Annotated in this window: 37 protein-coding genes, 1 tRNA gene, 1 rRNA gene and 1 pseudogene; 1 reads left to right on the top strand and 39 read right to left on the bottom strand. The window is 41.9% G+C overall.

All coding sequences use genetic code 11. The features are described 5' to 3' along the window. Positions 1-19 precede the first annotated feature (19 nt). The 33 genes and pseudogenes from A4H00_RS04410 to rpsJ all read right to left on the bottom strand — a co-directional run bounded on the left by A4H00_RS04410 (position 20) and on the right by rpsJ (position 19,003). Positions 20-92 (bottom strand) — tRNA-Ala (locus tag A4H00_RS04410). 52 nt (positions 93-144) lie between these two features. After that, a 16S ribosomal RNA gene (locus A4H00_RS04405) occupies positions 145-1,693 on the bottom strand. A gap of 314 nt (positions 1,694-2,007) precedes the next feature. Then, complete coding sequence (locus A4H00_RS04400; RefSeq protein ID WP_067086464.1) at positions 2,008-2,472, bottom strand: transcriptional regulator; 465 nt, start codon at positions 2,470-2,472, stop codon at positions 2,008-2,010. A gap of 133 nt (positions 2,473-2,605) precedes the next feature. Continuing rightward, a pseudogene (locus tag A4H00_RS12165) lies at positions 2,606-3,572 on the bottom strand (IS630 family transposase); the annotation flags it as partial. A gap of 430 nt (positions 3,573-4,002) precedes the next feature. Beyond that, positions 4,003-4,389 (bottom strand): 50S ribosomal protein L17, encoded by a 387-nt coding sequence (rplQ, locus tag A4H00_RS04385; protein ID WP_067087647.1) that lies wholly within the window; start codon positions 4,387-4,389, stop codon positions 4,003-4,005. Positions 4,390-4,400: 11 nt separating this feature from the next. Further along, on the bottom strand, positions 4,401-5,339 hold the full coding sequence (locus tag A4H00_RS04380; protein WP_067087645.1) for a DNA-directed RNA polymerase subunit alpha: 939 nt from the start codon (positions 5,337-5,339) through the stop codon (positions 4,401-4,403). A gap of 43 nt (positions 5,340-5,382) precedes the next feature. Further along, the gene (rpsK, locus tag A4H00_RS04375; protein WP_004195509.1) at positions 5,383-5,766 is read right to left on the bottom strand and encodes a 30S ribosomal protein S11; all 384 of its coding nucleotides are present in this window, start codon (positions 5,764-5,766) and stop codon (positions 5,383-5,385) included. A 17-nt stretch (positions 5,767-5,783) separates the two neighbouring features. Continuing rightward, a complete protein-coding gene (gene rpsM, locus A4H00_RS04370) occupies positions 5,784-6,149 on the bottom strand; it encodes a 30S ribosomal protein S13 (RefSeq protein ID WP_002936622.1) in 366 nt (121 codons plus the stop codon). Positions 6,150-6,166: 17 nt separating this feature from the next. Then, on the bottom strand, positions 6,167-6,283 hold the full coding sequence (rpmJ, locus tag A4H00_RS11420; RefSeq protein WP_001808836.1) for a 50S ribosomal protein L36: 117 nt from the start codon (positions 6,281-6,283) through the stop codon (positions 6,167-6,169). Between the two features lie 24 nt (positions 6,284-6,307). Next, a complete protein-coding gene (infA, locus tag A4H00_RS04365) occupies positions 6,308-6,526 on the bottom strand; it encodes a translation initiation factor IF-1 (RefSeq protein WP_002936627.1) in 219 nt (72 codons plus the stop codon). 120 nt (positions 6,527-6,646) lie between these two features. Continuing rightward, positions 6,647-7,288, bottom strand: coding sequence for an adenylate kinase (locus A4H00_RS04360; RefSeq protein WP_067087643.1), 642 nt, complete (start codon positions 7,286-7,288; stop codon positions 6,647-6,649). A 169-nt stretch (positions 7,289-7,457) separates the two neighbouring features. Continuing rightward, positions 7,458-8,765, bottom strand: a complete 1,308-nt coding sequence (secY, locus tag A4H00_RS04355; protein ID WP_067087641.1) for a preprotein translocase subunit SecY — start codon at positions 8,763-8,765, stop codon at positions 7,458-7,460. 12 nt (positions 8,766-8,777) lie between these two features. Continuing rightward, positions 8,778-9,218, bottom strand: coding sequence for a 50S ribosomal protein L15 (gene rplO, locus A4H00_RS04350; RefSeq protein ID WP_067087639.1), 441 nt, complete (start codon positions 9,216-9,218; stop codon positions 8,778-8,780). A 151-nt stretch (positions 9,219-9,369) separates the two neighbouring features. Then, on the bottom strand, positions 9,370-9,552 hold the full coding sequence (gene rpmD, locus A4H00_RS04345) for a 50S ribosomal protein L30 (protein ID WP_067087637.1): 183 nt from the start codon (positions 9,550-9,552) through the stop codon (positions 9,370-9,372). Between the two features lie 13 nt (positions 9,553-9,565). Next, the gene (gene rpsE / locus A4H00_RS04340; protein WP_067087635.1) at positions 9,566-10,060 is read right to left on the bottom strand and encodes a 30S ribosomal protein S5; all 495 of its coding nucleotides are present in this window, start codon (positions 10,058-10,060) and stop codon (positions 9,566-9,568) included. A gap of 18 nt (positions 10,061-10,078) precedes the next feature. Next, positions 10,079-10,435, bottom strand: a complete 357-nt coding sequence (gene rplR, locus A4H00_RS04335; protein ID WP_067087634.1) for a 50S ribosomal protein L18 — start codon at positions 10,433-10,435, stop codon at positions 10,079-10,081. An 87-nt stretch (positions 10,436-10,522) separates the two neighbouring features. Continuing rightward, complete coding sequence (gene rplF, locus A4H00_RS04330) at positions 10,523-11,059, bottom strand: 50S ribosomal protein L6 (RefSeq protein WP_067087632.1); 537 nt, start codon at positions 11,057-11,059, stop codon at positions 10,523-10,525. A gap of 335 nt (positions 11,060-11,394) precedes the next feature. Next, positions 11,395-11,793 (bottom strand): 30S ribosomal protein S8, encoded by a 399-nt coding sequence (gene rpsH / locus A4H00_RS04325; RefSeq protein WP_067087630.1) that lies wholly within the window; start codon positions 11,791-11,793, stop codon positions 11,395-11,397. Positions 11,794-12,230: 437 nt separating this feature from the next. Then, positions 12,231-12,416, bottom strand: a complete 186-nt coding sequence (locus A4H00_RS11415; RefSeq protein WP_001085697.1) for a type Z 30S ribosomal protein S14 — start codon at positions 12,414-12,416, stop codon at positions 12,231-12,233. 14 nt (positions 12,417-12,430) lie between these two features. After that, the gene (rplE, locus tag A4H00_RS04320; RefSeq protein WP_067087628.1) at positions 12,431-12,973 is read right to left on the bottom strand and encodes a 50S ribosomal protein L5; all 543 of its coding nucleotides are present in this window, start codon (positions 12,971-12,973) and stop codon (positions 12,431-12,433) included. A 23-nt stretch (positions 12,974-12,996) separates the two neighbouring features. Beyond that, positions 12,997-13,302 carry a 50S ribosomal protein L24 gene (rplX, locus tag A4H00_RS04315; protein ID WP_067087626.1) on the bottom strand — a complete coding sequence of 102 codons (306 nt, stop codon included), beginning with the start codon at positions 13,300-13,302 and terminating at the stop codon, positions 12,997-12,999. Positions 13,303-13,374: 72 nt separating this feature from the next. Further along, the gene (gene rplN / locus A4H00_RS04310; protein WP_067087623.1) at positions 13,375-13,743 is read right to left on the bottom strand and encodes a 50S ribosomal protein L14; all 369 of its coding nucleotides are present in this window, start codon (positions 13,741-13,743) and stop codon (positions 13,375-13,377) included. 24 nt (positions 13,744-13,767) lie between these two features. Continuing rightward, a complete protein-coding gene (gene rpsQ, locus A4H00_RS04305) occupies positions 13,768-14,028 on the bottom strand; it encodes a 30S ribosomal protein S17 (RefSeq protein WP_000440801.1) in 261 nt (86 codons plus the stop codon). A gap of 23 nt (positions 14,029-14,051) precedes the next feature. After that, the gene (gene rpmC, locus A4H00_RS04300) at positions 14,052-14,258 is read right to left on the bottom strand and encodes a 50S ribosomal protein L29 (RefSeq protein WP_067087621.1); all 207 of its coding nucleotides are present in this window, start codon (positions 14,256-14,258) and stop codon (positions 14,052-14,054) included. A 9-nt stretch (positions 14,259-14,267) separates the two neighbouring features. Beyond that, a complete protein-coding gene (gene rplP, locus A4H00_RS04295; protein ID WP_067087620.1) occupies positions 14,268-14,681 on the bottom strand; it encodes a 50S ribosomal protein L16 in 414 nt (137 codons plus the stop codon). Between the two features lie 3 nt (positions 14,682-14,684). After that, positions 14,685-15,338, bottom strand: a complete 654-nt coding sequence (gene rpsC / locus A4H00_RS04290) for a 30S ribosomal protein S3 (RefSeq protein WP_067087618.1) — start codon at positions 15,336-15,338, stop codon at positions 14,685-14,687. A gap of 12 nt (positions 15,339-15,350) precedes the next feature. Continuing rightward, positions 15,351-15,695: a 50S ribosomal protein L22 gene (gene rplV / locus A4H00_RS04285; protein ID WP_067087616.1), complete on the bottom strand. Its 345-nt coding sequence runs from the start codon at positions 15,693-15,695 to the stop codon at positions 15,351-15,353. Between the two features lie 15 nt (positions 15,696-15,710). Next, positions 15,711-15,992 carry a 30S ribosomal protein S19 gene (gene rpsS, locus A4H00_RS04280; RefSeq protein WP_000533766.1) on the bottom strand — a complete coding sequence of 94 codons (282 nt, stop codon included), beginning with the start codon at positions 15,990-15,992 and terminating at the stop codon, positions 15,711-15,713. A 98-nt stretch (positions 15,993-16,090) separates the two neighbouring features. Next, positions 16,091-16,924 carry a 50S ribosomal protein L2 gene (gene rplB, locus A4H00_RS04275; RefSeq protein WP_067087614.1) on the bottom strand — a complete coding sequence of 278 codons (834 nt, stop codon included), beginning with the start codon at positions 16,922-16,924 and terminating at the stop codon, positions 16,091-16,093. 17 nt (positions 16,925-16,941) lie between these two features. Beyond that, a complete protein-coding gene (locus A4H00_RS04270) occupies positions 16,942-17,241 on the bottom strand; it encodes a 50S ribosomal protein L23 (protein WP_067087612.1) in 300 nt (99 codons plus the stop codon). Continuing rightward, the gene (gene rplD / locus A4H00_RS04265; RefSeq protein ID WP_067087610.1) at positions 17,241-17,864 is read right to left on the bottom strand and encodes a 50S ribosomal protein L4; all 624 of its coding nucleotides are present in this window, start codon (positions 17,862-17,864) and stop codon (positions 17,241-17,243) included. Before rplD ends, A4H00_RS04270 begins: the two co-directional genes overlap by 1 nt. 24 nt (positions 17,865-17,888) lie before the next feature. After that, complete coding sequence (gene rplC / locus A4H00_RS04260; RefSeq protein WP_067087608.1) at positions 17,889-18,515, bottom strand: 50S ribosomal protein L3; 627 nt, start codon at positions 18,513-18,515, stop codon at positions 17,889-17,891. Between the two features lie 179 nt (positions 18,516-18,694). Next, a complete protein-coding gene (gene rpsJ / locus A4H00_RS04255; RefSeq protein ID WP_067087606.1) occupies positions 18,695-19,003 on the bottom strand; it encodes a 30S ribosomal protein S10 in 309 nt (102 codons plus the stop codon). A gap of 314 nt (positions 19,004-19,317) precedes the next feature. Between rpsJ and A4H00_RS04250 the strand changes: the two genes are divergently transcribed. Continuing rightward, positions 19,318-20,484 (top strand): IS30 family transposase, encoded by a 1,167-nt coding sequence (locus A4H00_RS04250; RefSeq protein ID WP_067087603.1) that lies wholly within the window; start codon positions 19,318-19,320, stop codon positions 20,482-20,484. Positions 20,485-20,784: 300 nt separating this feature from the next. On the opposite strand, the gene A4H00_RS04245 is transcribed toward A4H00_RS04250, so the two are convergent. From A4H00_RS04245 to A4H00_RS04220, 6 genes are all read right to left on the bottom strand, one after another. Continuing rightward, positions 20,785-21,348, bottom strand: coding sequence for a nucleotidyltransferase family protein (locus A4H00_RS04245; protein WP_067091459.1), 564 nt, complete (start codon positions 21,346-21,348; stop codon positions 20,785-20,787). 110 nt (positions 21,349-21,458) lie between these two features. Further along, complete coding sequence (locus A4H00_RS04240) at positions 21,459-22,070, bottom strand: HAD-IA family hydrolase (RefSeq protein WP_067087601.1); 612 nt, start codon at positions 22,068-22,070, stop codon at positions 21,459-21,461. A gap of 7 nt (positions 22,071-22,077) precedes the next feature. After that, positions 22,078-23,076, bottom strand: a complete 999-nt coding sequence (gene ruvB, locus A4H00_RS04235) for a Holliday junction branch migration DNA helicase RuvB (RefSeq protein WP_067087599.1) — start codon at positions 23,074-23,076, stop codon at positions 22,078-22,080. Positions 23,077-23,186: 110 nt separating this feature from the next. Further along, the gene (gene purB, locus A4H00_RS04230; RefSeq protein WP_067087597.1) at positions 23,187-24,482 is read right to left on the bottom strand and encodes an adenylosuccinate lyase; all 1,296 of its coding nucleotides are present in this window, start codon (positions 24,480-24,482) and stop codon (positions 23,187-23,189) included. A 172-nt stretch (positions 24,483-24,654) separates the two neighbouring features. Beyond that, on the bottom strand, positions 24,655-25,092 hold the full coding sequence (locus tag A4H00_RS04225; RefSeq protein ID WP_067087595.1) for a hypothetical protein: 438 nt from the start codon (positions 25,090-25,092) through the stop codon (positions 24,655-24,657). A gap of 20 nt (positions 25,093-25,112) precedes the next feature. Continuing rightward, entirely contained in the window at positions 25,113-25,658 is a 546-nt protein-coding gene (locus A4H00_RS04220; RefSeq protein WP_067087593.1) for a hypothetical protein, read from the bottom strand. Positions 25,659-25,691: the final 33 nt, after the last annotated feature.

The raw sequence follows: 25,691 nt of genomic DNA, 5'->3' as shown, positions 1-25,691 counted from the left end.
ACAACTATTTCCAGTTGTATGGAGCCTAGCGGGATCGAACCGCTGACCTCCTGCGTGCAAAGCAGGCGCTCTCCCAGCTGAGCTAAGGCCCCACAAGACCTCTCAAAATTAAAGAAGACTACGTACAGAGTTCCGTTTCCTTAGAAAGGAGGTGATCCAGCCGCACCTTCCGATACGGCTACCTTGTTACGACTTCACCCCAATCATCTATCCCACCTTAGGCGGCTGGCTCCTAAAAGGTTACCTCACCGACTTCGGGTGTTACAAACTCTCGTGGTGTGACGGGCGGTGTGTACAAGGCCCGGGAACGTATTCACCGCGGCGTGCTGATCCGCGATTACTAGCGATTCCGACTTCATGTAGGCGAGTTGCAGCCTACAATCCGAACTGAGACTGGCTTTAAGAGATTAGCTTGCCGTCACCGACTTGCGACTCGTTGTACCAGCCATTGTAGCACGTGTGTAGCCCAGGTCATAAGGGGCATGATGATTTGACGTCATCCCCACCTTCCTCCGGTTTATTACCGGCAGTCTCGCTAGAGTGCCCAACTCAATGATGGCAACTAACAATAAGGGTTGCGCTCGTTGCGGGACTTAACCCAACATCTCACGACACGAGCTGACGACAACCATGCACCACCTGTCACCTCTGTCCCGAAGGAAAACTCTATCTCTAGAGCGATCAGAGGGATGTCAAGACCTGGTAAGGTTCTTCGCGTTGCTTCGAATTAAACCACATGCTCCACCGCTTGTGCGGGCCCCCGTCAATTCCTTTGAGTTTCAACCTTGCGGTCGTACTCCCCAGGCGGAGTGCTTAATGCGTTAGCTACGGCACTGAATCCCGGAAAGGACCCAACACCTAGCACTCATCGTTTACGGCGTGGACTACCAGGGTATCTAATCCTGTTCGCTCCCCACGCTTTCGAGACTCAGCGTCAGTTACAGACCAGAGAGCCGCTTTCGCCACCGGTGTTCCTCCATATATCTACGCATTTCACCGCTACACATGGAATTCCACTCCCCCCTTCTGCACTCAAGTTCGACAGTTTCAAAAGCATACTATGGTTGAGCCACAGCCTTTTACTTCTGACTTATCAAACCGCCTGCTCTCGCTTTACGCCCAATAAATCCGGACAACGCTCGGGACCTACGTATTACCGCGGCTGCTGGCACGTAGTTAGCCGTCCCTTTCTGGTAAGATACCGTCATACAATGGACTTTCCACTCCCATCGCTGTTCTTCTCTTACAACAGAGCTTTACGATCCGAAAACCTTCTTCACTCACGCGGCGTTGCTCGGTCAGGGTTGCCCCCATTGCCGAAGATTCCCTACTGCTGCCTCCCGTAGGAGTCTGGGCCGTGTCTCAGTCCCAGTGTGGCCGATCACCCTCTCAGGTCGGCTATGTATCGTCGCCTTGGTGAGCCGTTACCCCACCAACTAGCTAATACAACGCAGGTCCATCTGGTAGTGATGCAATTGCATCTTTTAAATGCTTACCATGCAGTTAGCACTCTTATGCGGTATTAGCTATCGTTTCCAATAGTTATCCCCCGCTACCAGGCAGGTTACCTACGCGTTACTCACCCGTTCGCAACTCCTCCGCTCGGTGCAAGCACCAAGCTTCAGCGTTCTACTTGCATGTATTAGGCACGCCGCCAGCGTTCGTCCTGAGCCAGGATCAAACTCTCATTAATAGTTTGAGTCTTCACTCATTCTGTTCACCGACAGATTTATTTCTTTTGTTCATTGACGGTTTATGTTTCCATAAACCACCCTGCACGTTTGGTTCGTCTTCTTTAATTTTCAAAGGTCTTGTCTGTCGCTCTCTCAAGCGACAACTATATCAGTATATCACTTCTTCAATTCCTTGTCAACACTTTTTTGAAACTTTTTTTAATTTTTTTCATCTTTTTTGTCTCTCCGGGAATTTTCCGTGGCTGTTCTGCGTCAGCTATCCTAATATACTACATTTGACCTTCGATTGTCAAGAACTTTTTTCTTTTTTTTTCTAATCTTCTAAATAGACCCGTAACTCGCGTAACATCTTCCGACGCCCTTTGAAGTTCCTCCCGCTTATGAGGAGTTCATATTGGCCAACTTCTTCTTCACTTAGTTGGGAACGATAGCTACTTAGTCTGTCGCGGAGACAGATTAACTCATCTGTAACTAAGCCGCCGCTCCCTAGCTTATGCGATACTTCTCCTATTTCCTCATAGCTCATCCGGTCAAACTTCCGTTTCTGGCTTTCTTGTTTCCGAATGATGTCTTTGATGTAATTGCGGAATTTTACTTTATAATACCGATATAAGCGACTAGGGTCCTCTTCTATCCCTGCCTCGCGCTCTAGTAAGCAATACAATATATACATCCCTTCTTGATCCCAGTCGCTGACCTCCCAGCTCTTAATATAGTATTCCTTCCGGGCTTTCACTACTATCGGGCGTACTTGTAAATAGAGTCTCTTAAAGTCCATCCTGCTTCTCCTTTCATTCTTCTATCTCTAATTTACCAAATCGATACAAGATAGAAAAGGACTTTTTTGTCCTATAAATCGAAAATAGGTAGCTGAGTACCCATCTCAACTACCTATTTGCTTATTATTTCTCTTCTTGCAACTTGCTAATGACATCGTCAAGCGTCTTAAAGGCCTTATTCTTGAAACCTCTCTTACGAATCTCAGCCCAGACTTGTTCAATGGGATTCATCTCAGGCGTATAAGGTGGAATGAATTCAAAGCCAATGTTGGTAGGTTTCTCTAACGTCCGTGATTTATGCCATACGGCGTTATCCATCACGAGTAAAATGTAGTCATTAGGGTAGGCTTGGGACAGTTGCCTTAAAAATTCATTCATCCAATCGGTGTTACATCCCCCAGCAATGATAAAGAAAGATTCCCCTGTATGGGCATCGACAGCTCCGTAGCAGTAGCGATATTCTCGAATATAGTGGCTGTGAACATGAGGTCGTACTCCTTTTGGCACCCAAGACTTCCCAATTTTACTAATCCGTCCGAATCCTGCTTCATCTTGGTACATGAGTCTGACCTTCTGGTAACGTCTACTATTCTTAAAGCGCTTTCTTGTCTTCTTGAAGGTAGATTTTATTTTTAGACGCCAAAATCGTTTTGGCATCTGCCTTTTTAGGGTGTTCAGGTCTTGGTGTTACTTTGCGCCAACCGTGACGCTTCAACAGTGCATAAAACCCTTCTCGCGTCGTTTGTTTCCCAATTTTAGTTTGATAAGCCTCGTGCATTTCTGCAATAGTGACAAATTGTCCTGAAGCACTACCAACAAACTGTTCTTCTAAGAATGCTTTTTCTTCTTCGTAAGTAAGATAAGAACGATGACGCCCCCCTCGTGCATCACGGGTAAGGGCAGAGAGACCTTCTTGTTCATATTTTTTCACCAAACGCCAAATCGTATCATGAGATAAACCGATTAAGTCAGAAATGGCCTTGTAGGTCAACTTTTGAGAGCGTAAATAGACCGCTTGAATCCGTTTGTGATAGGCAGAGAGGTGTTTAGCCTTGAGAGCTGATTTGAGTTCTGTGATTTGTTCTTGTGTAGCGTTCATAGGATTATTATACATCAGAATTTGATTTTTGTTAAGTATTAGTTCAACTTTTCCAATACGCATTTTCAGCACCATCTCGTTTTTGTTTTTCTTATCAAAACGACGAGATTGGGGCGTTTCCAAAGGAACAATAGGTTGTGACATCACAATAGCCTCCAATTCTGTTTTCTACTAACAGTATAATGGAGGAGTGAGAGGATTACTAGATACCTCGTTATGGAGCGCTTACACATCTTCCCACTACAGTTAACAAAGAGCCAAATAAAACGCCTGCTTACGAAATCGTTCTTTCTTCAAAGCGATTTCGTAAACAAGCGTTACGTTTTATCTGATGAGTGTTCCCGCTGGGGATAAACCCAGCGGTAGACCAGAGCTAGACTAAGAATGCTCCTGCATTCCACCATCATAACACTCAACAAAATTGATGATCTTATACAAGTTCAATAATTGCCATTGGTGCAGCATCACCACGACGTGGTTCAGTTTTCAAGATACGAGTGTATCCACCATTGCGTTCTGCATAACGAGGCGCAAGTTCAGAGAACAATTTTTGAAGTGCTGTAGTTGATGTGTATTTATCAGTAGCTTCATCATAGTTTTCTGATGCGATTTCGTTACGAACAAATGCTGCTGCCTGACGGCGAGCGTGCAAGTCTCCACGTTTACCAAGTGTAATCATTTTTTCAACTGTTTTGCGGATTTCTTTTGCACGAGCTTCAGTTGTAACGATCGATTCATTGATCAAAAGATCTGTTGTCAAGTCACGAAGCATTGCTTTACGTTGTGAGCTAGTGCGTCCTAGTTTACGGTAAGCCATGTATTCCTCCTTTATTTATCTTTTTTCAATCCTAAACCAAGGTCAGCCAATTTCACTTTGACTTCTTCAAGACTCTTGCGTCCAAGATTGCGTACTTTCATCATTTCTGGTTCAGTTTTCTCTGTCAAATCAAATACAGTATTGATACCTGCACGTTTCAAACAGTTGTACGAACGAACAGACAAATCCAATTCTTCAATTGTACGATCCAACATACGATCATCAGATGCTTCTTCGATTTCTTTCATTACTTCAGTTGATTTTGCTACTTCTGTCAAATCAGTAAAGAGACCTAAGTGCTCCATCAAAATACGCGCAGAAAGACCTAAGGCATCTTCAGGAATGATTGTCCCATTAGTCATGATTTCAAGTGTTAATTTGTCAAAACCATCATTGCTACCAACGCGAGCTGGTTCAACTTGGTAATTGACTTTTTTCACTGGCGTATAGATTGAATCTACTGCAAGTGTGCCCACTGGCGCATCATCTTTTTTATTCTCTTCAGCTGGTACATAGCCACGACCAGTATTCACTGTCATAGTCGCCTTGAAACTAGCACCTTCGCTAATGGTAAAAAGATAATGATCAGGGTTTACGATTTCAATATCACTATCTGTCAGGATATCTCCGGCAGTAATTTCTGCTGGTCCTGTCACATCAAGTTCTATCGTCTTTTCGTCTTCGACATAAGATTTTACAGCAATGCCTTTGATGTTTAAAATAATTTGCATCACATCTTCACGGACACCCGGAACTGTGTCGAACTCGTGTAGTACACCATCAATCTTGATTGACGTTACTGCAGCACCAGGAAGCGATGCAAGGAGTACACGACGAAGTGAGTTCCCGAGAGTTGTTCCATAACCACGTTCTAATGGTTCTACAACAAATCTGCCGTAATCTTTATTTTCATCAATTTTTGTTATAGTTGGTTTTTCAAACTCAATCATTTCTTACTCCCTCTTAAACGAAAAGCTGTGTATCGTTAATTGATTATACACGGCGACGTTTTGGAGGACGAGCACCATTGTGTGGTACAGGAGTCACATCACGAATTGCTGTTACTTCAAGACCAGCGGCAGCAAGAGCGCGGATCGCAGACTCACGACCTGAACCTGGACCTTTTACTGTAACTTCAACTGTTTTAAGACCGTGTTCTTGTGCTGATTTAGCAGCTGCTTCTGAAGCCATTTGAGCCGCAAATGGTGTAGATTTACGAGAACCTTTAAAACCAAGAGCACCAGCTGATGACCAAGCAATCGCATTACCATGCACATCAGTAATCATAACAATAGTGTTATTAAATGTAGCGTGAATGTGTGCAATACCAGATTCGATATTTTTCTTCACACGACGCTTACGTGTTGGTTTAGCCAATTTTTCTACCTCCTATTTTATTTTTTCTTACCTGCAATCGCAACAGCTTTCCCTTTACGAGTGCGAGCGTTGTTTTTAGTGTTTTGTCCACGGACAGGAAGTCCACGACGGTGACGAATTCCACGGTATGAACCGATTTCCATCAAACGTTTAATGTTCAAGTTTACTTCACGACGAAGGTCACCCTCAACTTTAATCGCATCTACTTCACGACGGATTGCATCTTCTTGATCAGAAGTCAAATCTTTTACGCGAACATCTTCTGAGATTCCAGCTGCTGCAAGAATTTTTTTAGATGTTGCAAGACCAATCCCGTATACGTAAGTCAATGAAATCACTACACGTTTATCGTTTGGAATATCAACTCCAGCAATACGAGCCATTTTTTCTCCTTTCTATCTTATCCTTGACGTTGCTTGTGTTTTGGATTTGCTGGGCAAATCACCATAACACGACCATTACGACGAATAACTTTACAGTATTCGCAAATTGGTTTGACCGATGGTCTTACTTTCATGTTTAATCCCTCCAAGTATTTCGATTATTTAAAGCGGTATGTGATACGTCCACGTGTTAAGTCATATGGACTAAGCTCAACCGTCACGCGATCACCGACCAAAATACGAATGTAATTTTTACGGATTTTTCCTGAAACCGTTGCAAGAACTTGATGTCCGTTTTCCAACTCAACAGTAAACATAGCATTCGGCATGGTATCAACTACCTTACCTTCAATTTCAATCACATCTTCTTTTGCCATGCAAAAGTATCCCCCTCTAAATTTCGATTTGATGTCCTCTGCACACAGAGGTAACAATTATAAGTCAGACTAAGCTATTTTATCATTTCCATCAAGAAAACGCAAGCTAAATCCCCTACTTTATTGCAATTTTGACAAAACTTTTTCAATATCTGCAAAGACAACTTCAATGTCTTGGTCACCCTCGATATCATGTACTAAATCTGCAGCACGATAATGATCAATGATTGGTTGTCCTTGTGCAATATTAACTTCTAAGCGACGTTTGACAGACTCTGGTTTGTCATCTTCACGTTGGTAGTAATCTTTTTCATCGTAACCTTCTGCTGGTGGATTAAATACTTTATGGAAAGTTTCACCTGTTTGGCGATGAATAATTCTCCCGCTGAGACGTTCGACTAATTTTGTTGGCTCAATCTCGATATTGATAACTCCTTCAAGCTCGATGCCAAGATGTTTCAATGTGTCATCTAAAGCATATGCTTGCTCAATTGTACGAGGGTAACCATCCAACAAGAAACCTTTACCTTTAATATCCTCTTGAGCTAAACGCTCTTTGACAATACCATTGGTCACTTCGTCTGGTACCAAATCACCTTTATCAATATAAGATTTTGCCAGCAATCCCATCTCTGTTTGATTTGCCATCGCTGCACGGAACATATCACCTGTTGAAATATGCACAATGTCAAATTTTTCAACAATTTTTGCAGCCTGCGTTCCTTTACCAGCACCTGGCAAACCCATAATTAAAAGATTCATGATAAACTCCTTATTTTGTTTTCACATAAATTTGCCAATATTGACAAACTTATCAAAAAACAAAATAGAGAGGCTGGGCAAAAAGTGCTCAGCTTCCTACTTTTTATCATTCAAAGTATGAGACAGCACCGCTTGCTACGCTACGCAATCACGATGTTGCTCGTTCTCCCTATTCTGTTTCCATGAAACCTACATATTTTCTCTTAAGCAAGTATCCTTCCAATTGCTTGATTCCCTCAATACTTGTCATGATAACGATAATCAAACTTGTACCAAGGAAGGCAATTTTAGAAGTTAGCCCAAAGATATTTTGTGCAAGAATCGGTAACAAGGCAACAAATCCCAAGAATAAGGATCCTACTGTTGCCAGTCTTGTTAATAGTTTTGAAAAGTATTCTTCTGTTCCTTTACCTGGACGCACTCCATGGATATAAGCTCCACTCTTTTGGAGATTTTCAGCAGCTTTTTCTGGATTCACCTGAACAAAGCTGTAGAAGAAGGTAAAGAGGATAATCAATACCGCATACACAACCATCCCTTTGATTGTAGAATAATCAAAATATTCACGAACAGTTGATAGCCAAGAGATACTCTTATTCTGGCTAGCAAAGAACTGAAGGAGGGAGGTCGGAATAGCTGTAATGGAACCTGCAAAGATGACTGGAATAACACCTGCCGGATTTAACTTAAGTGGTAAGTATGAACTAGACGGTGCACCTTGAGCACGTTTGGTGTACTGAATTGGAATCTTATACTCTGCCTGCTGTACAAATGTCGTAAAGTAGACAATAGCTAAGACAGCAACTAGTAACACACCTACTATAATCGCGGATTCTCCCAATCGGCCAGCTTCGATATTGACAAAACGATCTTCGTAAATATCATGAATGGTATCCGGAAGCGAGGAAATAATTCCAGCAAAGATAATCATGGAAGTCCCATTCCCGTATCCTTTATCTGTAATCTGCTCACCCAACCATGTCACAATAACCGATCCAGTTGTTAAGACAGAACCGATTAGAAGATAGGTTTTCCAGTTCAACGGCATAGTTGTCAACTGAACACCAGATAGAGCATTAAACCCTGCGGTAATTCCCATTGATTGAACAAAACCTAGTACCAATGCAATGTACCGTGTTGCCTGATTTAACTTACGCCGTCCTACCTCACCTTGTTTACCCCATTCTACAAACTTAGGAACAAGGTCCATTTGCATCAATTGCACAATGATAGAAGCTGTAATATAGGGACTGACACCGAGTGCAAAAACAGAGAAATTACGCATAGCATTTCCAGAAACAAGACTCAGCATATTCAAAAACGGAATATTTGAGAGAGCTTCTAAACTTTTTACGTTTACTCCTGGAACGGTTACGTGTGTTCCAACACGGAAGACCAATAAGATAAAAATGGTAAACAAGATTTTCTTGCGGACATTTTTTACCTTAAGGGCATCTTTTAATAGTTTAAAAAACATAGGTCACCTCTCTTAGATGACTTCTACTGAACCACCTTTGGCAGTAATAGCTTCTTCAGCTGATTTAGAGAATTTAGCTGCTTTCACAGTTAATTTTTTCGTCAATTCACCGTTACCAAGAATTTTGATTCCTGATTTTTCAGCTTTAACGATACCAGACTCAACAAGCACAACTGGTGTTACTTCTGCACCGTCTTCAAAAGCGTTCAATTGGTCAAGGTTTACAATCGCATATTCTTTTGCGTTGATGTTTGTAAATCCACGTTTTGGAAGACGACGGAACAATGGAGTTTGTCCACCCTCAAAACCGAGACGTACACCACCACCGCTACGAGCTTTTTGACCTTTTTGTCCACGACCTGAAGTCTTACCATTACCTGATGATGTACCACGACCAACGCGGTTACGAGTTTTACGAGAACCTGTAGCAGGTTGCAATTCATGAAGTTTCATTTATTCTTTCTCCTTATGTGTAAAATGCTAGCGCCTTTAGGCTGGGTAAGGCCTCAACCTAAAAACTCGCCTATACAAATTGACAGTAAGTCGCAAAGATTTCTCTAAGCGACTTCGTCTGTGTTTTTTAGAAACGAAATACTATCGTCTCTTAGTTTACTTCTTCAACAGTTACCAAGTGAGAGATTGCTGTAACCATTCCACGAATAGCAGCATTGTCTTCTTTAATAACTGAGCTATTTAATTTGCCAAGTCCAAGGGCAACAACTGTTTTACGTTGTTCTGGTTTGCGACCGATTGGAGACTTAGTCAAAGTAATTTTAATTTGAGCCATGTTATCCCCTTTCTTATGCTAAATCAGAAACTGAAATGCCACGAAGTGCAGCCACTTCTTCAGCACGTTTTAATTGTTTCAAACCTTCAACCGTTGCACGAACAATGTTGATTGGAGTGTTTGATCCAAGTGACTTAGATGTCACATCAGCGATACCTGCTAACTCGATAACCGCACGAGTAGCACCACCCGCAGCAACCCCAGCACCTTCTGCAGCTGGTTTCAACATGATGCGAGCTCCACCAAATTCTGAACGAACTTCGTGAGGGATAGTCGTACCAACCATTGGTACTTCAATCAAGTTTTTCTTAGCAGCTTCAACTGCTTTACGGATAGCTTCTGGTACTTCTTGAGCTTTACCAGTACCGAAACCTACACGACCATTACGGTCACCAACAACCACAAGAGCTGCGAAGCGAAGACGACGTCCACCTTTTACAACTTTTGTAACACGGTTGATGGCTACTACGCGTTCTTCAAATTCAACTGCGTTATCTTTAAATGCCATTTCTTAGTGTCCTCCCTATTAGAATTTCAATCCGTTTTCACGAGCTGCTTCAGCCAATGCTTTCACACGTCCGTGATAGAGATATCCACCGCGGTCAAAGACCACTTCAGAAATACCTTTCGCTACTGCGCGTTCAGCAACGAGTTTACCTACAACAACGGCTTGTTCTGTCTTAGTACCTTTTGAAACTTCTTTATCAAGAGTAGAAGCGCTTGCGAGCGTTACACCCGCTACGTCATCAATCACTTGAGCGTAGATGCCTGTATTAGAACGGAAAATGTTCAAACGTGGGCGAGCAGCAGTTCCAGAGATTTTACCGCGAACACGACGATGGCGTTTTTGGCGGATTTTGTTTTTATCTGGTTTTGAAATCACAATTTTCACCTCTTAATTATTGATCATATCTGTACGAGATATGTTGGAATATAATGGACGATGTGGAAAAACCACTCGTGAACATTATTATTTACCTGTTTTACCTTCTTTGCGGCGAACAAATTCACCAACATAGCGAATACCTTTACCTTTGTAAGGCTCAGGAGCACGAAGGCTACGGATGTAAGCTGCTGTTTGACCAACAACTTCTTTATTGATACCAGACACGATGATTTGTGTTGGTGCTGGAACTTCAAATGTAATACCTTCTGGTGCAGTCACTTCATCTGGATGTGATTTACCAACAGCAAGTGTCAATTTGTTACCTGCAAGTTGCGCACGGTAACCGACACCACGCATTTCAAGTTCTTTTTTGAAGCCTTCAGAAACACCAACAACCATGTTGTTGAGGTTAGCACGGCTTGTACCGTGAATAGTCTTCATTTCTTTTGAATCGTTTGGACGGTGAAGGGTTACTTCAGTTCCTTCCACACGAATTTCAATAGCAGTTGGGAATTCACGAGTCAATTCCCCTTTAGGTCCTTTTACAGTTACCACGCCGTTGTTTTGTAAAATTTCAACACCAGCAGGCAATGTAATAACTTTATTACCAATACGTGACATATTTATTTTTTCTCCTGTTAAATTGTCAGGCCGAATAACGACCAGTTTTCACGGGAGCTTATGATACTAAGGACGTAAAGAGCACAGCGAAATTAGGAAATCGACGATTGTTCGAGGAACAAGACAAGATTTATCTATTTCGCACGGCTCTTAGTCCGTATTCACATCCGCAACATTCGGTTGGAATAGTATCCTAAGCTAAGTTTCTGTTTGATAAATGATTTGAACTCGGACTAAAATCCTAGTGGAAAAGACATTCCTCCTTGAGTTCTTTAAGAACTCGACGTCAGACTCCTATTTTCATACGGATTTTTTAACGTCCTCGTATCATTATATTACCAAACGTATGCGATTACCTCGCCACCAACATTCTTTTGACGAGCTTCTTTGTCTGTCAAAAGACCTTCTGATGTAGAGATGATTGCAATTCCAAGTCCGTTAAGAACTTTTGGAATATCTTCACGTTTTGAGTAAACACGAAGACCTGGTTTTGAGATACGTTTCAAGTTTGTGATAACTTTTTCACCGTTTGGTCCGTATTTCAAGAATACGCGTACGATGCCTTGTTTATCATCTTCGATAAATTCAACGTTTTTTACAAAACCTTCGTTTTTAAGAATTGTAGCAATTCCTTTTTTGATGTTTGATGCAGGTACTTCAAGCACTTCGTGTTTTGCTTGGTTTGCATTACGAATACGTGTCAAAAAGTCTGCAATTGGGTCAGTCATAACCATTTTAATTTCTCCTCTTACTAGTAGTTTGAAGTTCTCACTTGCTAGTTAATAATGATACAAAGAGCGAGGCAACCACGGCAAAAATAGAGGAATTGACGCTGGAGCAATGCTCCGAGACAATTCTACCTTTTTTGCAAAGGTTGTAGCTCATATTCAAATCAGCTAGTACAATTTGTATCATCCTTGAACTACGTGATTAGTTCTATATATTTAAATTCAGGCTAAACGCTGGGCAAAAAAGATAACTTTATCTAGGTGCAAGTACCTTCGCTAATTTCCCTATTTTTGCTGAGCATTTCTAACGCCTTCATATCATATTATTTGAGCACGGACTAAAATCCTAGTGAAAAAAGACAGTCCTCCTTGAGTTCTTAAAAAACTCGACGTCAAACTCCTATTTTCATACGGATTTTTTTAATGTCCGTTGCATCATGTTATTACCAAGAAGCTTTGGTAACGCCAGGGATTTGTCCTTTGTATGCTAATTCACGGAAGCATACACGGCAAAGTTTGAATTTGCGGTAAACAGAATGTGGACGTCCACATTTTTCACAACGAGTATATGCTTGCGTAGAGAACTTAGCTGGGCGTTTGTTCTTAGCGATCATTGATTTTTTAGCCATTTATTCTCTCCCTCTTATTTCGCAAACGGCATACCAAGGCCAGTAAGCAATGCACGTGATTCTTCGTCAGTGTTAGCAGTTGTAACGATAACGATATCCAGACCACGAGTTTTGTCAACGTCATCAAAGTTGATTTCTGGGAAGATCAATTGCTCTTTCACACCAAGTGTGTAGTTTCCGCGTCCATCAAATGATTTTGTTGGAACACCGTGGAAGTCACGTACACGTGGAAGTGAGACAGATACCAATTTATCTAAGAATTCATACATACGTTCGCCACGAAGTGTTACTTTCGCTCCGATTGCAACCCCTTCACGAAGACGGAAGCCGGCGATTGATTTTTTAGCTTTCGTGATAAGTGGTTTTTGACCTGAAATCAATGCCAATTCTTGAGCAGCTTTTTCAAGGTTTTTAGCGTTAGAAACAGCGTCACCAACACCCATGTTCAAAACAATCTTATCAACTTTTGGTACAGCCATAACTGATGAATAGTTAAATTGTTCAGTCAAAGCAGGAACTACTTCATTAAGATATTTTTCTTTTAAGCGATTTGCCATGTTACTTCTCCTTTCCTTCGTGATTAATCAAGCACTTCGCCTGATTTTTTGTTGTAACGAACTTTTTTACCGTCAACAAACTTGTAACCAACACGACCTGCTACACCATTCTTGTCAAGAACTTGTACGTTTGACACGTGGATTGCAGCTTCTTTTTCAACGATAGCACCTTGAGGGTTTTCGCTATTTGGTTTTTGGTGTTTTTTGACGATGTTAACACCTTCTACAACAACTTTATTTACTTTTGGAAGTGCTGTTAAGACTACGGCTTCAACACCTTTGTCTTTACCAGCGATTACGCGAACTTTATCGCCTTTTTTTACAAACATTTGATTTCTCCTATTATTTCTTACGCCCTAAGGGCACCCTGAAATTCTTTCAGGGGACTTCGTTTGTGTTTCTTAAAGTACTTCTGGTGCCAATGAAACGATTTTCATGAAACCGCCGTCGCGCAATTCACGAGCAACTGGACCAAAGATACGAGTTCCGCGAGGTGTTTTATCTTCACGGATGATAACTGCAGCATTTTCGTCGAATTTGATGTATGAACCATCAGCACGACGAGCACCTGTCTTAGTACGAACGATAACGGCTTTTACAACGTCACCTTTTTTAACCGCACCACCAGGAGTAGCTTGTTTTACTGAAGCAACGATGATGTCGCCGATATTTGCAGATTTACGTTTTGAACCACCAAGAACTTTGATTGTCAAGATTTCACGTGCGCCACTGTTATCAGCAACTTTCAAACGAGTTTCTGTTTGAATCATGTAAGTTTTCTCCTTTCAGGTTGATTAAATGATAACTGCCTCTTCCACAACTTCTACAAGACGGAAACGTTTTGTAGCTGAAAGCGGACGAGTTTCCATGATACGTACGATATCGCCTTCTTTAGCAACATTGTTTTCATCATGAGCTTTGTACTTTTTAGAGTAGTTAATACGTTTACCATAGACTGGGTGGTTACGTTTTGTTTCAACTACAACTGTGATGGTTTTGTCCATTTTGTCAGATACAACACGTCCAACAAGAACTTTACGATTATTGCGTTCCATTGAAATTCTCCTTTCCCAATCTATTATTTAACTTCTGATTGCACAGTTTTGATACGTGCAATTTGTTTTTTAACTTCGTTCAAACGAGCAGTTTGCTCAAGTTGACCAGCAGCAGCTTGGAAACGAAGGTCGAAGAGTTCTTTCTTCAACTCGTTTTCGCGTTTTGCAAGTTCTTCTTGAGAAAGTCCACGAAGTTCTTTAACAAATTCTCTTACTTCATTAAGTTTCATGTCTTCTCCTTATTCTGCTTCACGTTTTACGAATTTGCATTTAACTGGTAGTTTGTGGCTAGCCAAGCGGAATGCTTCACGTGCGATTTCTTCTGAAACGCCCGCAACTTCAAACATCACTTTACCACGTTTAACTGGTGCTACCCAACCTTCAGGTGCCCCTTTACCAGATCCCATACGTACCCCGATAGCTTTCGCTGTGTATGATTTGTGCGGGAAGATTTTAATCCAAACCTTACCACCACGTTTCATATAACGAGTCATCGCGATACGGGCTGCTTCGATTTGACGGTTTGTGATCCAGTGGCTAGTTGTAGCTTGAAGACCATATTCACCGAAGTCTACTTGTTTTCCACCTTTAGCTTCACCGCGCATTTTTCCACGGAATTCACGACGGTGTTTAACACGTTTAGGTACTAACATTGGTTATTTACCTCCTTTAGTGTTTTTGCGAGCTGGAAGAACTTCTCCACGGTAAATCCATACTTTAACACCAAGTTTACCGTAAGTTGTAAGTGCTTCTTCCCAAGCATAGTCGATGTCCGCACGAAGTGTATGAAGCGGAACAGTTCCTTCAGAATATCCTTCTGCACGGGCGATATCAGCACCGTTCAAACGTCCAGATACTTGAGTTTTGATTCCTTTTGCTCCTGCACGCATTGTACGTTGGATAGCTTGCTTTTGAGCGCGACGGAATGCCACACGTTGCTCTAATTGACGAGCAATTGTTTCACCAACAAGGTGTGCATCCAAATCAGGTTGTTTGATTTCAATGATGTTGATGTGAACTTGTTTACCTGTCAATTTGTTTAATTGTGCACGAAGTGCGTCAACGTTGCTACCAGCTTTACCGATAACCATACCTGGTTTAGCTGTATGAATGCTTACGATCACTTTGTTTACTGCACGTTCAATTTCAATTGTTGAAACTGCCGCTTCAGCCAATTCTTTGTTGATAAAGTTGCGGATTGCAAGATCTTCATGAAGGTAATCCGCGTATTCTTTTTCAGCATACCATTTAGCATCCCAATCACGGATGATGCCGACACGCATACCAATTGGATGTACTTTTTGTCCCACGTTTTTACCTCCTTATTTTTCTGCCACAACTACAGTAATGTGAGCTGTACGTTTGTTGATTGGTGAAGCAGAACCTTTTGCACGTGGACGGAAACGTTTAAGTGTTGGTCCTTCGTTTGCGAAAGCTTCGCTTACTACCAAGTTTGCTTTTTCCAAACCAAAGTTATTTTCAGCATTAGCGATTGCAGAGTTCAAAACTTTCTCAATAATGCCTGCAGCTTTGTTTGGAGTGAATTTCAAGATTGCGATTGCATCGGCTACGCTTTTGCCACGGATATTATCCAAGACAAGACGTGATTTACGAGGTGAAACACGTACTGTGCGAGCAGTTGCTTTAGCTGAAGTAATTTCTGCCATGATGTGTTCCTCCTATTATTTTCTACGTGTTTTCTTGTCGTCAGCAGCGTGACCTTTGTAAGTACGAGTTGGTGCAAATTCACCAAGTTTGTGACCTACCATGTCTTCTTGGATGTAAACAGGTACATGTTTACGCCCATCATAAACTGCGATTGTATAGCCAATGAAACTTGGGAAAATCGTTGAACGACGTGACCAAGTTTTAATTACTTTTTTCTTTTCATCGTTTGCTTGAGCTTCAACTTTTTTCATCAAATGCTCATCGACGAAAGGTCCTTTTTTAAGACTACGTCCCATTTTTGTGTTTTCTCCTTTAAAATATGTACCACAGCGGCCTGCCTTACAGCTGCAAGGCTACCGAGCTGGCGGATATGTTTTACGCTACTTGTAACAGATTATTTTTCGTTACGACGACGAACGATAAGTTTGCTTGATTTAGCTTTCTTGTTACGAGTTTTAAGTCCAAGAGCAGGTTTGCCCCATGGAGTAGATGGTGCTTTACGACCAACTGGTGCTTTACCTTCACCACCACCGTGTGGGTGATCGTTAGGGTTCATTACAGAACCGCGAACTGTTGGGCGGATACCTTTCCAACGGCTACGTCCTGCTTTACCAAGGTTAACAAGTCCATGTTGCTCATTTCCAACAACACCGATTGTTGCACGGCAAGTTCCAAGAATCATACGAACTTCACCTGATTGAAGACGAACAAGAACGTATTTACCTTCTTGACCAAGCACTTGCGCAGAAGCACCTGCAGCACGAACTAATTCTCCACCACGACCTGGTTTCAACTCGATATTGTGAACAACAGTACCGACTGGAATGTTCGCAAGCGGAAGAGCGTTACCAACTTTGATATCTGCTTCTGGACCTGATACGATACGTTGACCAACTTCAAGACCTTTAGGAGCGATGATATAGGCTTTAACACCGTCTGTGTAATGTACAAGAGCGATGTTGGCAGTACGGTTTGGATCGTATTCAATTGTTTTAACAACTGCTTCGATACCGTCTTTGTTACGTTTGAAGTCAATCAAACGGTAGTGACGTTTGTGACCGCCACCTTGATGGCGAACTGTGATGCGACCGTTATTGTTACGACCAGCTTTGCTCTTAAGAGAAACAAGCAATGATTTCTCAGGAGTGCTTGTTGTGATTTCTGCGAAATCCAAAGAAGTCATGTTACGACGGCCATTTGTAGTTGGTTTATAAACTTTAATTCCCACGTTAATTCCTCCTTTGATTATTCAGCATCAGCTGTAGCAAACAATTCGATTGCTTTTGAATCAGCAGTCAATGTGATGATTGCTTTTTTCACTTTGCTTGTACGACCTACATAACGTCCAACGCGTTTTGTTTTAGGTTTTACATTGATTGTGTTCACATTCGCAACTTTTACACCGTCAAACGCTGCTTCAACAGCTTGTTTGATCAACAATTTGTGAGCGCGAGTGTCCACTTCAAATACATATTTTCCTGCTTCAAGCTGAGCCATTGAGCTTTCTGTGATGACAGGTTTTTTGATAACATCATACAAATTCATTATGCAAGAACCTCCTCAATTTTAGAGATAGCTGCTTGAGTTACAAGAAGTTTGTCTGCATTTGCAATGTCAAGAACACTTGCAGTTGTAGCAGTTGCAACTTTCACGTTTGGAAGGTTGCGAGCTGAAAGAGCTGCGAATTCATTTCCTTCTTCAAGAATAACAAGGACTTTTGAATCAATGCTTAATGCTGCAAGAACTTTTGCGAATTCAGCAGTTTTTGGAGCTGTAAATGAAAGGCTGTCAACAGCTACAAATTTGTTTTCAGCAACTTTTTCTGAGTAAACAGATTTGAGCGCCAAGCGACGAACCTTTTGTGGAAGTTTGTAGGCATAAGAACGTGGAGTTGGTCCAAAGACTACGCCACCGCCACGCCATTGTGGTGAGCGGATAGAACCTTGACGAGCACGTCCAGTTCCTTTTTGACGCCATGGTTTGCGTCCGCCACCTGAAACTGCTGAGCGATTTTTAACTGCGTGAGTTCCTTGACGAAGGCTTGCGCGTTGGCTGATGATCACATCAAACACAACTGCTTGGTTTGGTTCGATACCAAAGATTGCATCGTTAAGAACTACTTCACCAGCTTGTTTACCAGTTTGGTCAAATAATGTTACGTTTGCCATTATGACTGATTTCCCCTTTCTTTATTATTTACCAGCTTTTACTGCTGATTTGATGGTGATAAGAGATTTCTTAGCACCTGGTACGTTCCCTTTGATAAGGATAACGTTCTTTTCTGGAACAACTTGTACAATTTCAAGGTTTTGAATTGTCACACGATTGCCACCCATACGTCCTGCCAAGTGTTTGTTTTTGAACACACGGTTTGGCGCAACAGGTCCCATTGAACCTGGACGGCGGTGGTAACGTGAACCGTGAGCCATAGGACCACGTGATTGACCATGGCGTTTGATAACACCTTGGAAACCTTTACCTTTAGATGTACCAGTTACATCAACAACATCTCCAGCTGCGAAAGTATCAACTGTGATTTCTGCACCAACTTCCAAGCCTTCAATGTTTTTGAATTCACGAATGAAGCGCTTAGGAGCTGTGTTAGCTTTTGCTACATGGCCTTTGGCAGGTTTGTTACTCAATACTTCGCGTTTGTCATCAAATCCAACTTGGATTGCATTGTATCCGTCAGTTTCAACAGTTTTCACTTGAAGAACAACGTTTGGAGTTGCTTCGATGACAGTTACAGGGATAAATTCACCAGCTTCAGTGAAGATTTGAGTCATTCCCACTTTTTTCCCTAAGATTCCTTTTGTCATGAGAAAAATATTCCTTTTCTTATTTTATAGTTTAAAAAGTTTTTAACGAGCGTTTTTTATGCTCAAAACCAAGATACAAAGGACGTTAAGCGGACGAAGCAAAAATAGGAGATTGCTGCAGAAGTCTTTTGACTTCAAAGCGATCTATCTTTTTTGCACGGTCCGTAGTCCGTGTTCGATTACAACTTGATTTCTACGTTCACGCCACTTGGTAAATCAAGTTTCATAAGAGCGTCAACTGTTTTTTGCGTTGGGTTCACGATGTCGATAAGACGTTTGTGAGTACGCATTTCGAATTGCTCACGAGAATCTTTGTACTTATGAGTCGCACGAATGATTGTGTAGAGGCTACGTTCAGTTGGAAGTGGAACTGGACCAGCTACGCTTGCACCTGTACGTGTTGCAGTTTCTACGATTTTTGCAGCTGCTGTATCAAGTGTACGGTGTTCGTACGCTTTCAAGCGGATGCGGATTTTTTTGTTTGCCATCTTTTTCTCCTTTTCGTCTATTTAAGATAATAGGCTAGCTCCACAAGAAAACCGACAGCGATTGCGTGGCAATGCAACCGAGCGTGTCGCAACCTCTTGCATCAAAGCTATAGCCGTATTTTCACGGCACTAGAACATTCTATCAGATTCTATCAGGCATTGCAAGCATTTTTGTTCGATTTTTTAAAAAAAGTAGAACAAGGTAATTTCCCAAAGTAAGTTCCACTTTCGTTTTCGAAGCGGAAGTTAGTCTAAAACGGATTTTTATGGTGGAATTAAGTCTGAGACGTTTGGGTTAGAAATGAGCTCTTACGATGACAAAATACAAACACCTTACCCTCTCAGACCGCAATGATATCCAGATAGGATTAGAAAGAGGAGAATCCTTCAAAGCCATCGCACAATTCATCCTTAAAGATCCTACTACTGTTTCCAAAGAAGTCAAACGTAATAGACAGATCAGAACATCTACTAGTGATGGGCTTCCTTGTCCTCTCCTTGATAAGGCTCCTTTTGTCTGTAACGCTTGCCCTAAGAGAAGACGAAATTGTGGCTATAAAAAAATATTCTATTTCGCTAAACAAGCTCAAAAACAATACGAACAAACTCTCATTGAGGCTCGTGAAGGAACACCTCTCAATTCTCAAACCTTCTGGGACATGGATAAAATCATTTCAGATGGGGTGAGAAAGGGACAACACATCTATCACATCCTTAAAACTCATAACCTTGATGTCAGCTCCTCAACCGTCTATCGACACATCCGTAAAGGATATCTTTCTATCGCTCCTATTGATCTCGCTAGGGCCGTAAAATTCAAAGAAAGACGCAAATCGACTCTACCTTCTATCCCTAAAGAAGCGAAAAAAGGACGGTCTTATGAGGACTTCCAAAAGTATTTGACCCATAACCAACTAACTTCTTGGTTAGAAATGGACACGGTTATGGGGCGTATTGGTGGGAAACTACTCCTCACTTTCAATGTCTCTTTCTGTAACTTTATCTTCGCTAGACTTCTGGACAATAAAACTGCCGCTGAAGTCGCTAAGCATCTCTACGAGATCAAGAAGGCCTTCTTTCAAGCAGGGAAAGATTTCCATGAGTTATTCCCTGTTATCCTAACTGACAATGGTGGGGAATTCGCTAGAGTCGATGATATTGAAATGGACGTGAGAGGAGAGGTAAACCTCTTCTTCTGTGATCCTAACCGGTCTGACCAGAAAGCAAGAATCGAGAAGAAGCATACCCTCATTCGAGATATTCTCCCTAAAGGAACGAGCTTTGATACCTTAACTCAGGACGATATCAACCTGGTCTGTTCGCATGTCAATAGCGTGAAACGTGCTGCTTTGAATGGAAAGTCAGCTTATGAACTTTTTACGTTTACCTATGACGAAGAACTGGCTAAGCTTCTCGGTATTTCCTTAATTCCCGCTGAAGACGTCTGCCAGTCTCCTAAAGTATTGCAACATAAATCCTAAAAACGAACCGAATAAAATCCACTCAAACGTCTCACACTAACTTCCACCATAGCGGAACTTAATCTGAAACGCTTTCAGATGAGGGGGTTTGTGCGCTCTTTTTTTCAACTACCATTCGCCTAAAAAAGCCATGAAATCAACAATTATAAAAACCAGTGGAACTTACTCTGACATGGATTTCCACTGGTTTTTAACGTTTTTATCAGACTAACTGCCACTTGAAGAGGCTATGGAAGTTAGTTTGGGAATTTAGCAAAAGTAGAACAACTCTTGGCTGTCTACTCTTCATTTCAATTTCTCTCATTTCACATGGAAAAATTCTAGTTTTTCCCACTTTTCTTGCCACTTTTTCTTACCGAGTCTCTCACGGTAGACTTTCATGCGGTCTTGGTCCGCTGCAAAATGCGGCGTTGGACAAACCTTGAAAGTTAAAATATCCTCCAAGCCATACGGGCAAAACAAATCTACTTGAGAATCAGGCAATAACCGAGCCGCGATTGCCGTGCATATTTCAGGATATTTGGAAATGGCATCTCGTGAATGTTTATAGGGAGCGGTGTTCGGGCTATGCTGGTGCATGTAGACTTGATTTTTCAACTCCCAACGATAGTGCGGGTACGCATTTTTCAATCTTCTTTCTATTAGAGAAGTTTCTTCATAGGACATGGTCGGATCATAAAACACAATATCCACATCCGTCTCCTCATCAAATGCCTCTTTGTGGCTAAGCAGATTCCAGATGAAATTGCGAATCGTTCCTGCGCACACCCAAGCATCTTGTAACGGTAGGCTTGAGGCAATTTCAAGCACTTCTCGCATTTTCCTATTCGTCAGCAACATTTTTTTCAAATCATTTTCAGTCATCATAGACACAGTATATCACAAAAAGAGAACCGAAATCACTTCCGTTCTCTTTTAAGGAGGTTATATGAAAAAGAATGACTATAGTATAGAAAAGTATTCTTAATCAAACCTTAACCTACAACTTCTTTTATCGCAAGGAGGCTCTCGATATAGGTGTTGTTCGTAGAAGATGCAACTGTTAGATTGAGACTTTTTATACCCGCTGCCTGAGCTGTCTCAGCGTCCAGCAGGCAATCTCCTATATAGTACGTCGCTTTCTGCGACAAGTCATATTTCTCCATGAGGTAGACAATCGCTTCTGGATGAGGCTTTCTTGCAAACCCAGAGTCCCCCGTCAGCACCTCTACAAAATATTCGGAAATGCCCAAATCATCCAAAACAGCAAAGGCATTGTCTCCTTTATGGGTGTAAACAAACTGGGCAATTCCTGCTTGCTGTCCCCATTCGAGAATCTCTCTTGCTCCCTCCATTAGCTGAATGTGGGCATTTTTTTCACGTAAGGAATTAGCCCTGACAGCGTTCAGCTCTTCTAATGGAATTTGCTCTTTTTGTGAGAGTTGAAGGAGCAATTCTTTGACTGAATAGCGTAAAATGAACGCTTTTACTTCTTCGCGATAAAAAGTCAAACCGAAATGGCTATACATTTCTTCTAACCCCAACAAAATCGCATCGTATGAATCAAGTAGCGTTCCGTCTAAATCCCAAATAAATGCCCGCTTCATCACTCATCTATCTTTCTATATATTCATATCCTAAATGCTCATAGGCTTTAGCTGTCGCAACACGACCAGTTCGAGTTCGCATCAGAAAACCTTGCTGAATCAGGTAAGGTTCGTACATGTCCTCGACCGTTTCCCGCTCTTCTGCAATATTCACCGAGAGCGTATTTAATCCGACAGGGCCACCACCATACATCTCAATCATGGTGCGTAAAATCTTCTGGTCAACATAGTCAAGTCCTTCATGGTCAACATCCAGCATAGTCAGAGCCTTATCGGTAATGGTATCGTCAATGACACCATCTCCCATAATTTGAGCAAAATCTCGAACTCGTTTTAGCAAACGGTTGGCAATACGAGGTGTCCCACGAGAACGACGTGCTAATTCAATCGCCGCTTCATGGGTAATTTCCATCTCAAAAATATCCGCAGTCCGCTCGACAATTTCTGTCAAATCAGGCAGAGCATAATATTCCATGTGGCCTGTAATGCCAAAGCGGGCACGCAGGGGATTGGATAACATACCGGCACGCGTTGTCGCGCCAATCAAGGTAAAGGGTGGTAAGTCCAAATGCACTGCTCTACTAGCTTCTCCTGTCCCAATCATGATGTCAATGTAAAAGTCTTCCATGGCACTGTAGAGGATCTCCTCTACCGCCATAGGAAGGCGGTGAATTTCATCAATAAATAAGACATCCCCTGGCTCCAAGTCATTGAGAAGCGCCACCAAATCTCCAGCCTTTTCAATCACTGGCCCACTGGTCTGCTTGATATTGACACCAAGTTCATTAGCAATGACGAAGGCCATGGTGGTCTTCCCTAAGCCCGGTGGCCCAAAGAGAAGAACATGGTCCAAGGCTTCATCTCGCAGTTTAGCAGCCTCGATGAAAATTTTCAATTGGTCTTTGACCTTATCCTGACCAATATATTCATTTAATTTTTGTGGGCGCAGGGTACGCTCTACGTACTCCTCATCTCCCAATTGTTCTGTATCTAGTATTCTATTCATACTTTTATTATAACACAAAAAGAAGTGGAACAAAAAGCGTGATCTCGTAGAATCGGCTGTCCTCACTCCTTTATTTCTAGTTTTGGGCTAAAAGATTATTTGACTACTTTCTACCCTAAACCTACACGTTCAAAGATATCATCCACTCGTTTGGCATAGTAAGATGGATCAAAGAGTTCATCAATTTCTGCTTGGCTAAGGCGTTCTGTCACTTTTTCATCTGCTTCAAGCAGGGGTTTGAAAGCTGTTTGATTGTCCCAAGCGTAGGCGGTTTTTGGCTGTACTAAATCATAGGCTTCTTCACGTGTCATCCCTTTTTCAATCAAGGAAAGCATGACCCGTTGACTATAAATCAAGCCGAAAGTTGACTCCATATTCCGTTTCATATTTTCTGGAAATACCGTCAAGTTTTTCACAATATTTCCAAAGCGGTTGAGCATGTAGTCAATCAAAATGGTCGTATCAGGTGTGATAATCCGCTCTGCAGATGAATGGGAAATATCACGTTCATGCCAAAGCGCTACATTTTCAAAAGCTGTCACCATGTGACCACGAATCACACGCGCAAGTCCTGTCATATTTTCAGATCCGATTGGATTGCGTTTATGAGGCATAGCTGAGCTTCCTTTTTGACCCTTGGCGAAGTATTCTTCTACCTCACGTTGTTCAGATTTTTGCAATCCACGGATTTCCGTTGCCATCCGCTCAATAGAAGTCGCAATAGTCGCAAGGGCTGCAAAGTATTCTGCGTGGAGGTCACGAGGAAGAACCTGAGTCGAAATTTCCTGCGGACGAATGCCTAATTTTTCACAGACATATTCCTCAACAAATGGTGGGATATTGGCAAAATTCCCAACCGCACCAGAGATTTTTCCTGCTTCCACACCCTCAGCAGCACGCTCAAAACGCTCAATGTTGCGTTTCATTTCACTGTACCAAGTAGCGAGTTTTAGCCCAAAGGTCGTTGGCTCCGCATGCACACCGTGGGTCCGCCCCATCATAATGGTATACTTGTGTTCACGTGCCTTATCAGCCACAATGTCCGTAAAGCGACGCAAGTCCTCACGAATAATATCATTGGCCTGCTTGTAGAGGTAACCATAAGCTGTATCCACCACATCTGTCGATGTCAAGCCGTAGTGCACCCACTTGCGCTCCTCACCCAAGGTTTCAGATACCGCACGAGTAAAGGCCACCACATCATGGCGGGTTTCCTGCTCAATTTCTAAGATACGATCGATGTCAAATCCCGCATTCTCACGGATTTTTGTCACATCTTCCTTGGGAATCTCCCCCAACTCAGCCCAAGCCTCATCTGCCAAGATTTCCACCTCAAGCCAAGCCTTGTATTTATTTTCCTCTGTCCAAATAGCCCCCATTTCAGGGCGAGTGTAACGTTCTAGCATGTTTTATGATACAGAGGGCATTACGCGGACACAGCCAAAATAGAAATTTTAACAAAGAACCACAGGGCTCTATGAAAAATTATCTTTTTGGTCAAGTCCGTAGTCCGTATTCAGTTGCAAATACGGCCGCCCTCTTACTCCTTTCTATATTTTAACATCAAGATAGCCTGTGCTAACTAACTTGCTTCTCTTTGTGCAATGCCATTTCTTGACAAATAATGGTCATCATAGCTGGATTGTGATGTTGACTCGTCCACGAGGTCACAAGCAAATCATGCTTGACATAACGTTCTTCGAGCGAGATTTCATCAACTAAAAACTGCACCTGATTTTCTAATACCAAGACGGACTTCGCAAAATCAACCCCTTTGTAAGATAGCCGATAAACCCATTCATCATCATAATCACGCATCTCTATCTCAAGCAGGGTCTTTTCAAAATCAAGGTGTAGCTGCCACAGGGAACAGTCATGAATCGAGCCGTTTTCTGCAAAGGCAATCAACTCATCATCCAAACGCGAGCTGAGTTTCAACTTCTCTATATAGGAGGGATGAAGTGCCTTGCTCATCCATCCTGAATCTGATTGATAACGTTCTAAAAGAGTAGCCATTCTTTTTTCCTTATCTTCGTTTATTGAGCTGATATATCAATCCTGCCTCCCGAGTTATACAGATCTGGAATAACTTCAATATTTATTGAACCAAGCATTTGATTGACCATTACATTTTTTTCTATAGATTCTTGAAAGCTTCGGTCGATCTCCTCATCTGATAATGACTGATCCACTGCTTTAACCACATCGTGAAAAATTTCCGCCATTCCAGACAACCCGTTTTCTTTCGTTTCATTTGTTGGATTTATCGAGATGTGTATTTTATTTGTATCAGCAGCATTCAATAACTCTAAGTAATAACCTTGACTTTCTGCAAAAAATTTTGTGCGAATATTTCCTTTCTCAATATTACTTAACTTACTTGATGATAGCGCATTGTATGCAGTAATGAATTCATTCACAATATCATCGTCAACATATTTTTCTACTTCAGAACTACTCGAACTTGGAGCTAATGATTTCTGCTGTACTGAAGCTTCTTTCTCACTATTTACAGTATCTCCACATGCTACCATTAGAGCAGAAATACCAAGACAGCTTATTAAAGTTATCAATTTCTTCATTATTTCCTCCCATTCAACATCTTCCTTGCTTCA

This window comes from Streptococcus marmotae (assembly GCF_001623565.1).
Taxonomy (GTDB): Bacteria; Bacillota; Bacilli; order Lactobacillales; family Streptococcaceae; genus Streptococcus; species Streptococcus marmotae.
This window is presented reverse-complemented; position numbering and strand designations above follow the sequence as displayed.

Bases quoted from the DNA above. Each gene is read 5' to 3' on its own strand.
- A4H00_RS04400 (WP_067086464.1), bottom strand. From the start codon at position 2,472: ATGGACTTTAAGAGACTCTATTTACAAGTACGCCCGATAGTAGTGAAA.
- rplQ (WP_067087647.1), bottom strand. From the start codon at position 4,389: ATGGCTTACCGTAAACTAGGACGCACTAGCTCACAACGTAAAGCAATG.
- A4H00_RS04380 (WP_067087645.1), bottom strand. From the start codon at position 5,339: ATGATTGAGTTTGAAAAACCAACTATAACAAAAATTGATGAAAATAAA.
- rpsM (WP_002936622.1), bottom strand. From the start codon at position 6,149: ATGGCTCGTATTGCTGGAGTTGATATTCCAAACGATAAACGTGTAGTG.
- rpmJ (WP_001808836.1), bottom strand. From the start codon at position 6,283: ATGAAAGTAAGACCATCGGTCAAACCAATTTGCGAATACTGTAAAGTT.
- infA (WP_002936627.1), bottom strand. From the start codon at position 6,526: ATGGCAAAAGAAGATGTGATTGAAATTGAAGGTAAGGTAGTTGATACC.
- A4H00_RS04360 (WP_067087643.1), bottom strand. From the start codon at position 7,288: ATGAATCTTTTAATTATGGGTTTGCCAGGTGCTGGTAAAGGAACGCAG.
- secY (WP_067087641.1), bottom strand. From the start codon at position 8,765: ATGTTTTTTAAACTATTAAAAGATGCCCTTAAGGTAAAAAATGTCCGC.
- rplO (WP_067087639.1), bottom strand. From the start codon at position 9,218: ATGAAACTTCATGAATTGCAACCTGCTACAGGTTCTCGTAAAACTCGT.
- rpmD (WP_067087637.1), bottom strand. From the start codon at position 9,552: ATGGCTCAAATTAAAATTACTTTGACTAAGTCTCCAATCGGTCGCAAA.
- rpsE (WP_067087635.1), bottom strand. From the start codon at position 10,060: ATGGCATTTAAAGATAACGCAGTTGAATTTGAAGAACGCGTAGTAGCC.
- rplF (WP_067087632.1), bottom strand. From the start codon at position 11,059: ATGTCACGTATTGGTAATAAAGTTATTACATTGCCTGCTGGTGTTGAA.
- rpsH (WP_067087630.1), bottom strand. From the start codon at position 11,793: ATGGTTATGACTGACCCAATTGCAGACTTTTTGACACGTATTCGTAAT.
- A4H00_RS11415 (WP_001085697.1), bottom strand. From the start codon at position 12,416: ATGGCTAAAAAATCAATGATCGCTAAGAACAAACGCCCAGCTAAGTTC.
- rplE (WP_067087628.1), bottom strand. From the start codon at position 12,973: ATGGCAAATCGCTTAAAAGAAAAATATCTTAATGAAGTAGTTCCTGCT.
- rplX (WP_067087626.1), bottom strand. From the start codon at position 13,302: ATGTTTGTAAAAAAAGGCGATAAAGTTCGCGTAATCGCTGGTAAAGAC.
- rplN (WP_067087623.1), bottom strand. From the start codon at position 13,743: ATGATTCAAACAGAAACTCGTTTGAAAGTTGCTGATAACAGTGGCGCA.
- rpsQ (WP_000440801.1), bottom strand. From the start codon at position 14,028: ATGGAACGCAATAATCGTAAAGTTCTTGTTGGACGTGTTGTATCTGAC.
- rpmC (WP_067087621.1), bottom strand. From the start codon at position 14,258: ATGAAACTTAATGAAGTAAGAGAATTTGTTAAAGAACTTCGTGGACTT.
- rplP (WP_067087620.1), bottom strand. From the start codon at position 14,681: ATGTTAGTACCTAAACGTGTTAAACACCGTCGTGAATTCCGTGGAAAA.
- rplV (WP_067087616.1), bottom strand. From the start codon at position 15,695: ATGGCAGAAATTACTTCAGCTAAAGCAACTGCTCGCACAGTACGTGTT.
- rpsS (WP_000533766.1), bottom strand. From the start codon at position 15,992: ATGGGACGTAGTCTTAAAAAAGGACCTTTCGTCGATGAGCATTTGATG.
- A4H00_RS04270 (WP_067087612.1), bottom strand. From the start codon at position 17,241: ATGAATTTGTATGATGTTATCAAAAAACCTGTCATCACAGAAAGCTCA.
- rplD (WP_067087610.1), bottom strand. From the start codon at position 17,864: ATGGCAAACGTAACATTATTTGACCAAACTGGTAAACAAGCTGGTGAA.
- rplC (WP_067087608.1), bottom strand. From the start codon at position 18,515: ATGACAAAAGGAATCTTAGGGAAAAAAGTGGGAATGACTCAAATCTTC.
- rpsJ (WP_067087606.1), bottom strand. From the start codon at position 19,003: ATGGCAAACAAAAAAATCCGCATCCGCTTGAAAGCGTACGAACACCGT.
- A4H00_RS04250 (WP_067087603.1), top strand. From the start codon at position 19,318: ATGACAAAATACAAACACCTTACCCTCTCAGACCGCAATGATATCCAG.
- A4H00_RS04245 (WP_067091459.1), bottom strand. From the start codon at position 21,348: ATGACTGAAAATGATTTGAAAAAAATGTTGCTGACGAATAGGAAAATG.
- A4H00_RS04240 (WP_067087601.1), bottom strand. From the start codon at position 22,070: ATGAAGCGGGCATTTATTTGGGATTTAGACGGAACGCTACTTGATTCA.
- ruvB (WP_067087599.1), bottom strand. From the start codon at position 23,076: ATGAATAGAATACTAGATACAGAACAATTGGGAGATGAGGAGTACGTA.
- purB (WP_067087597.1), bottom strand. From the start codon at position 24,482: ATGCTAGAACGTTACACTCGCCCTGAAATGGGGGCTATTTGGACAGAG.
- A4H00_RS04225 (WP_067087595.1), bottom strand. From the start codon at position 25,092: ATGGCTACTCTTTTAGAACGTTATCAATCAGATTCAGGATGGATGAGC.
- A4H00_RS04220 (WP_067087593.1), bottom strand. From the start codon at position 25,658: ATGAAGAAATTGATAACTTTAATAAGCTGTCTTGGTATTTCTGCTCTA.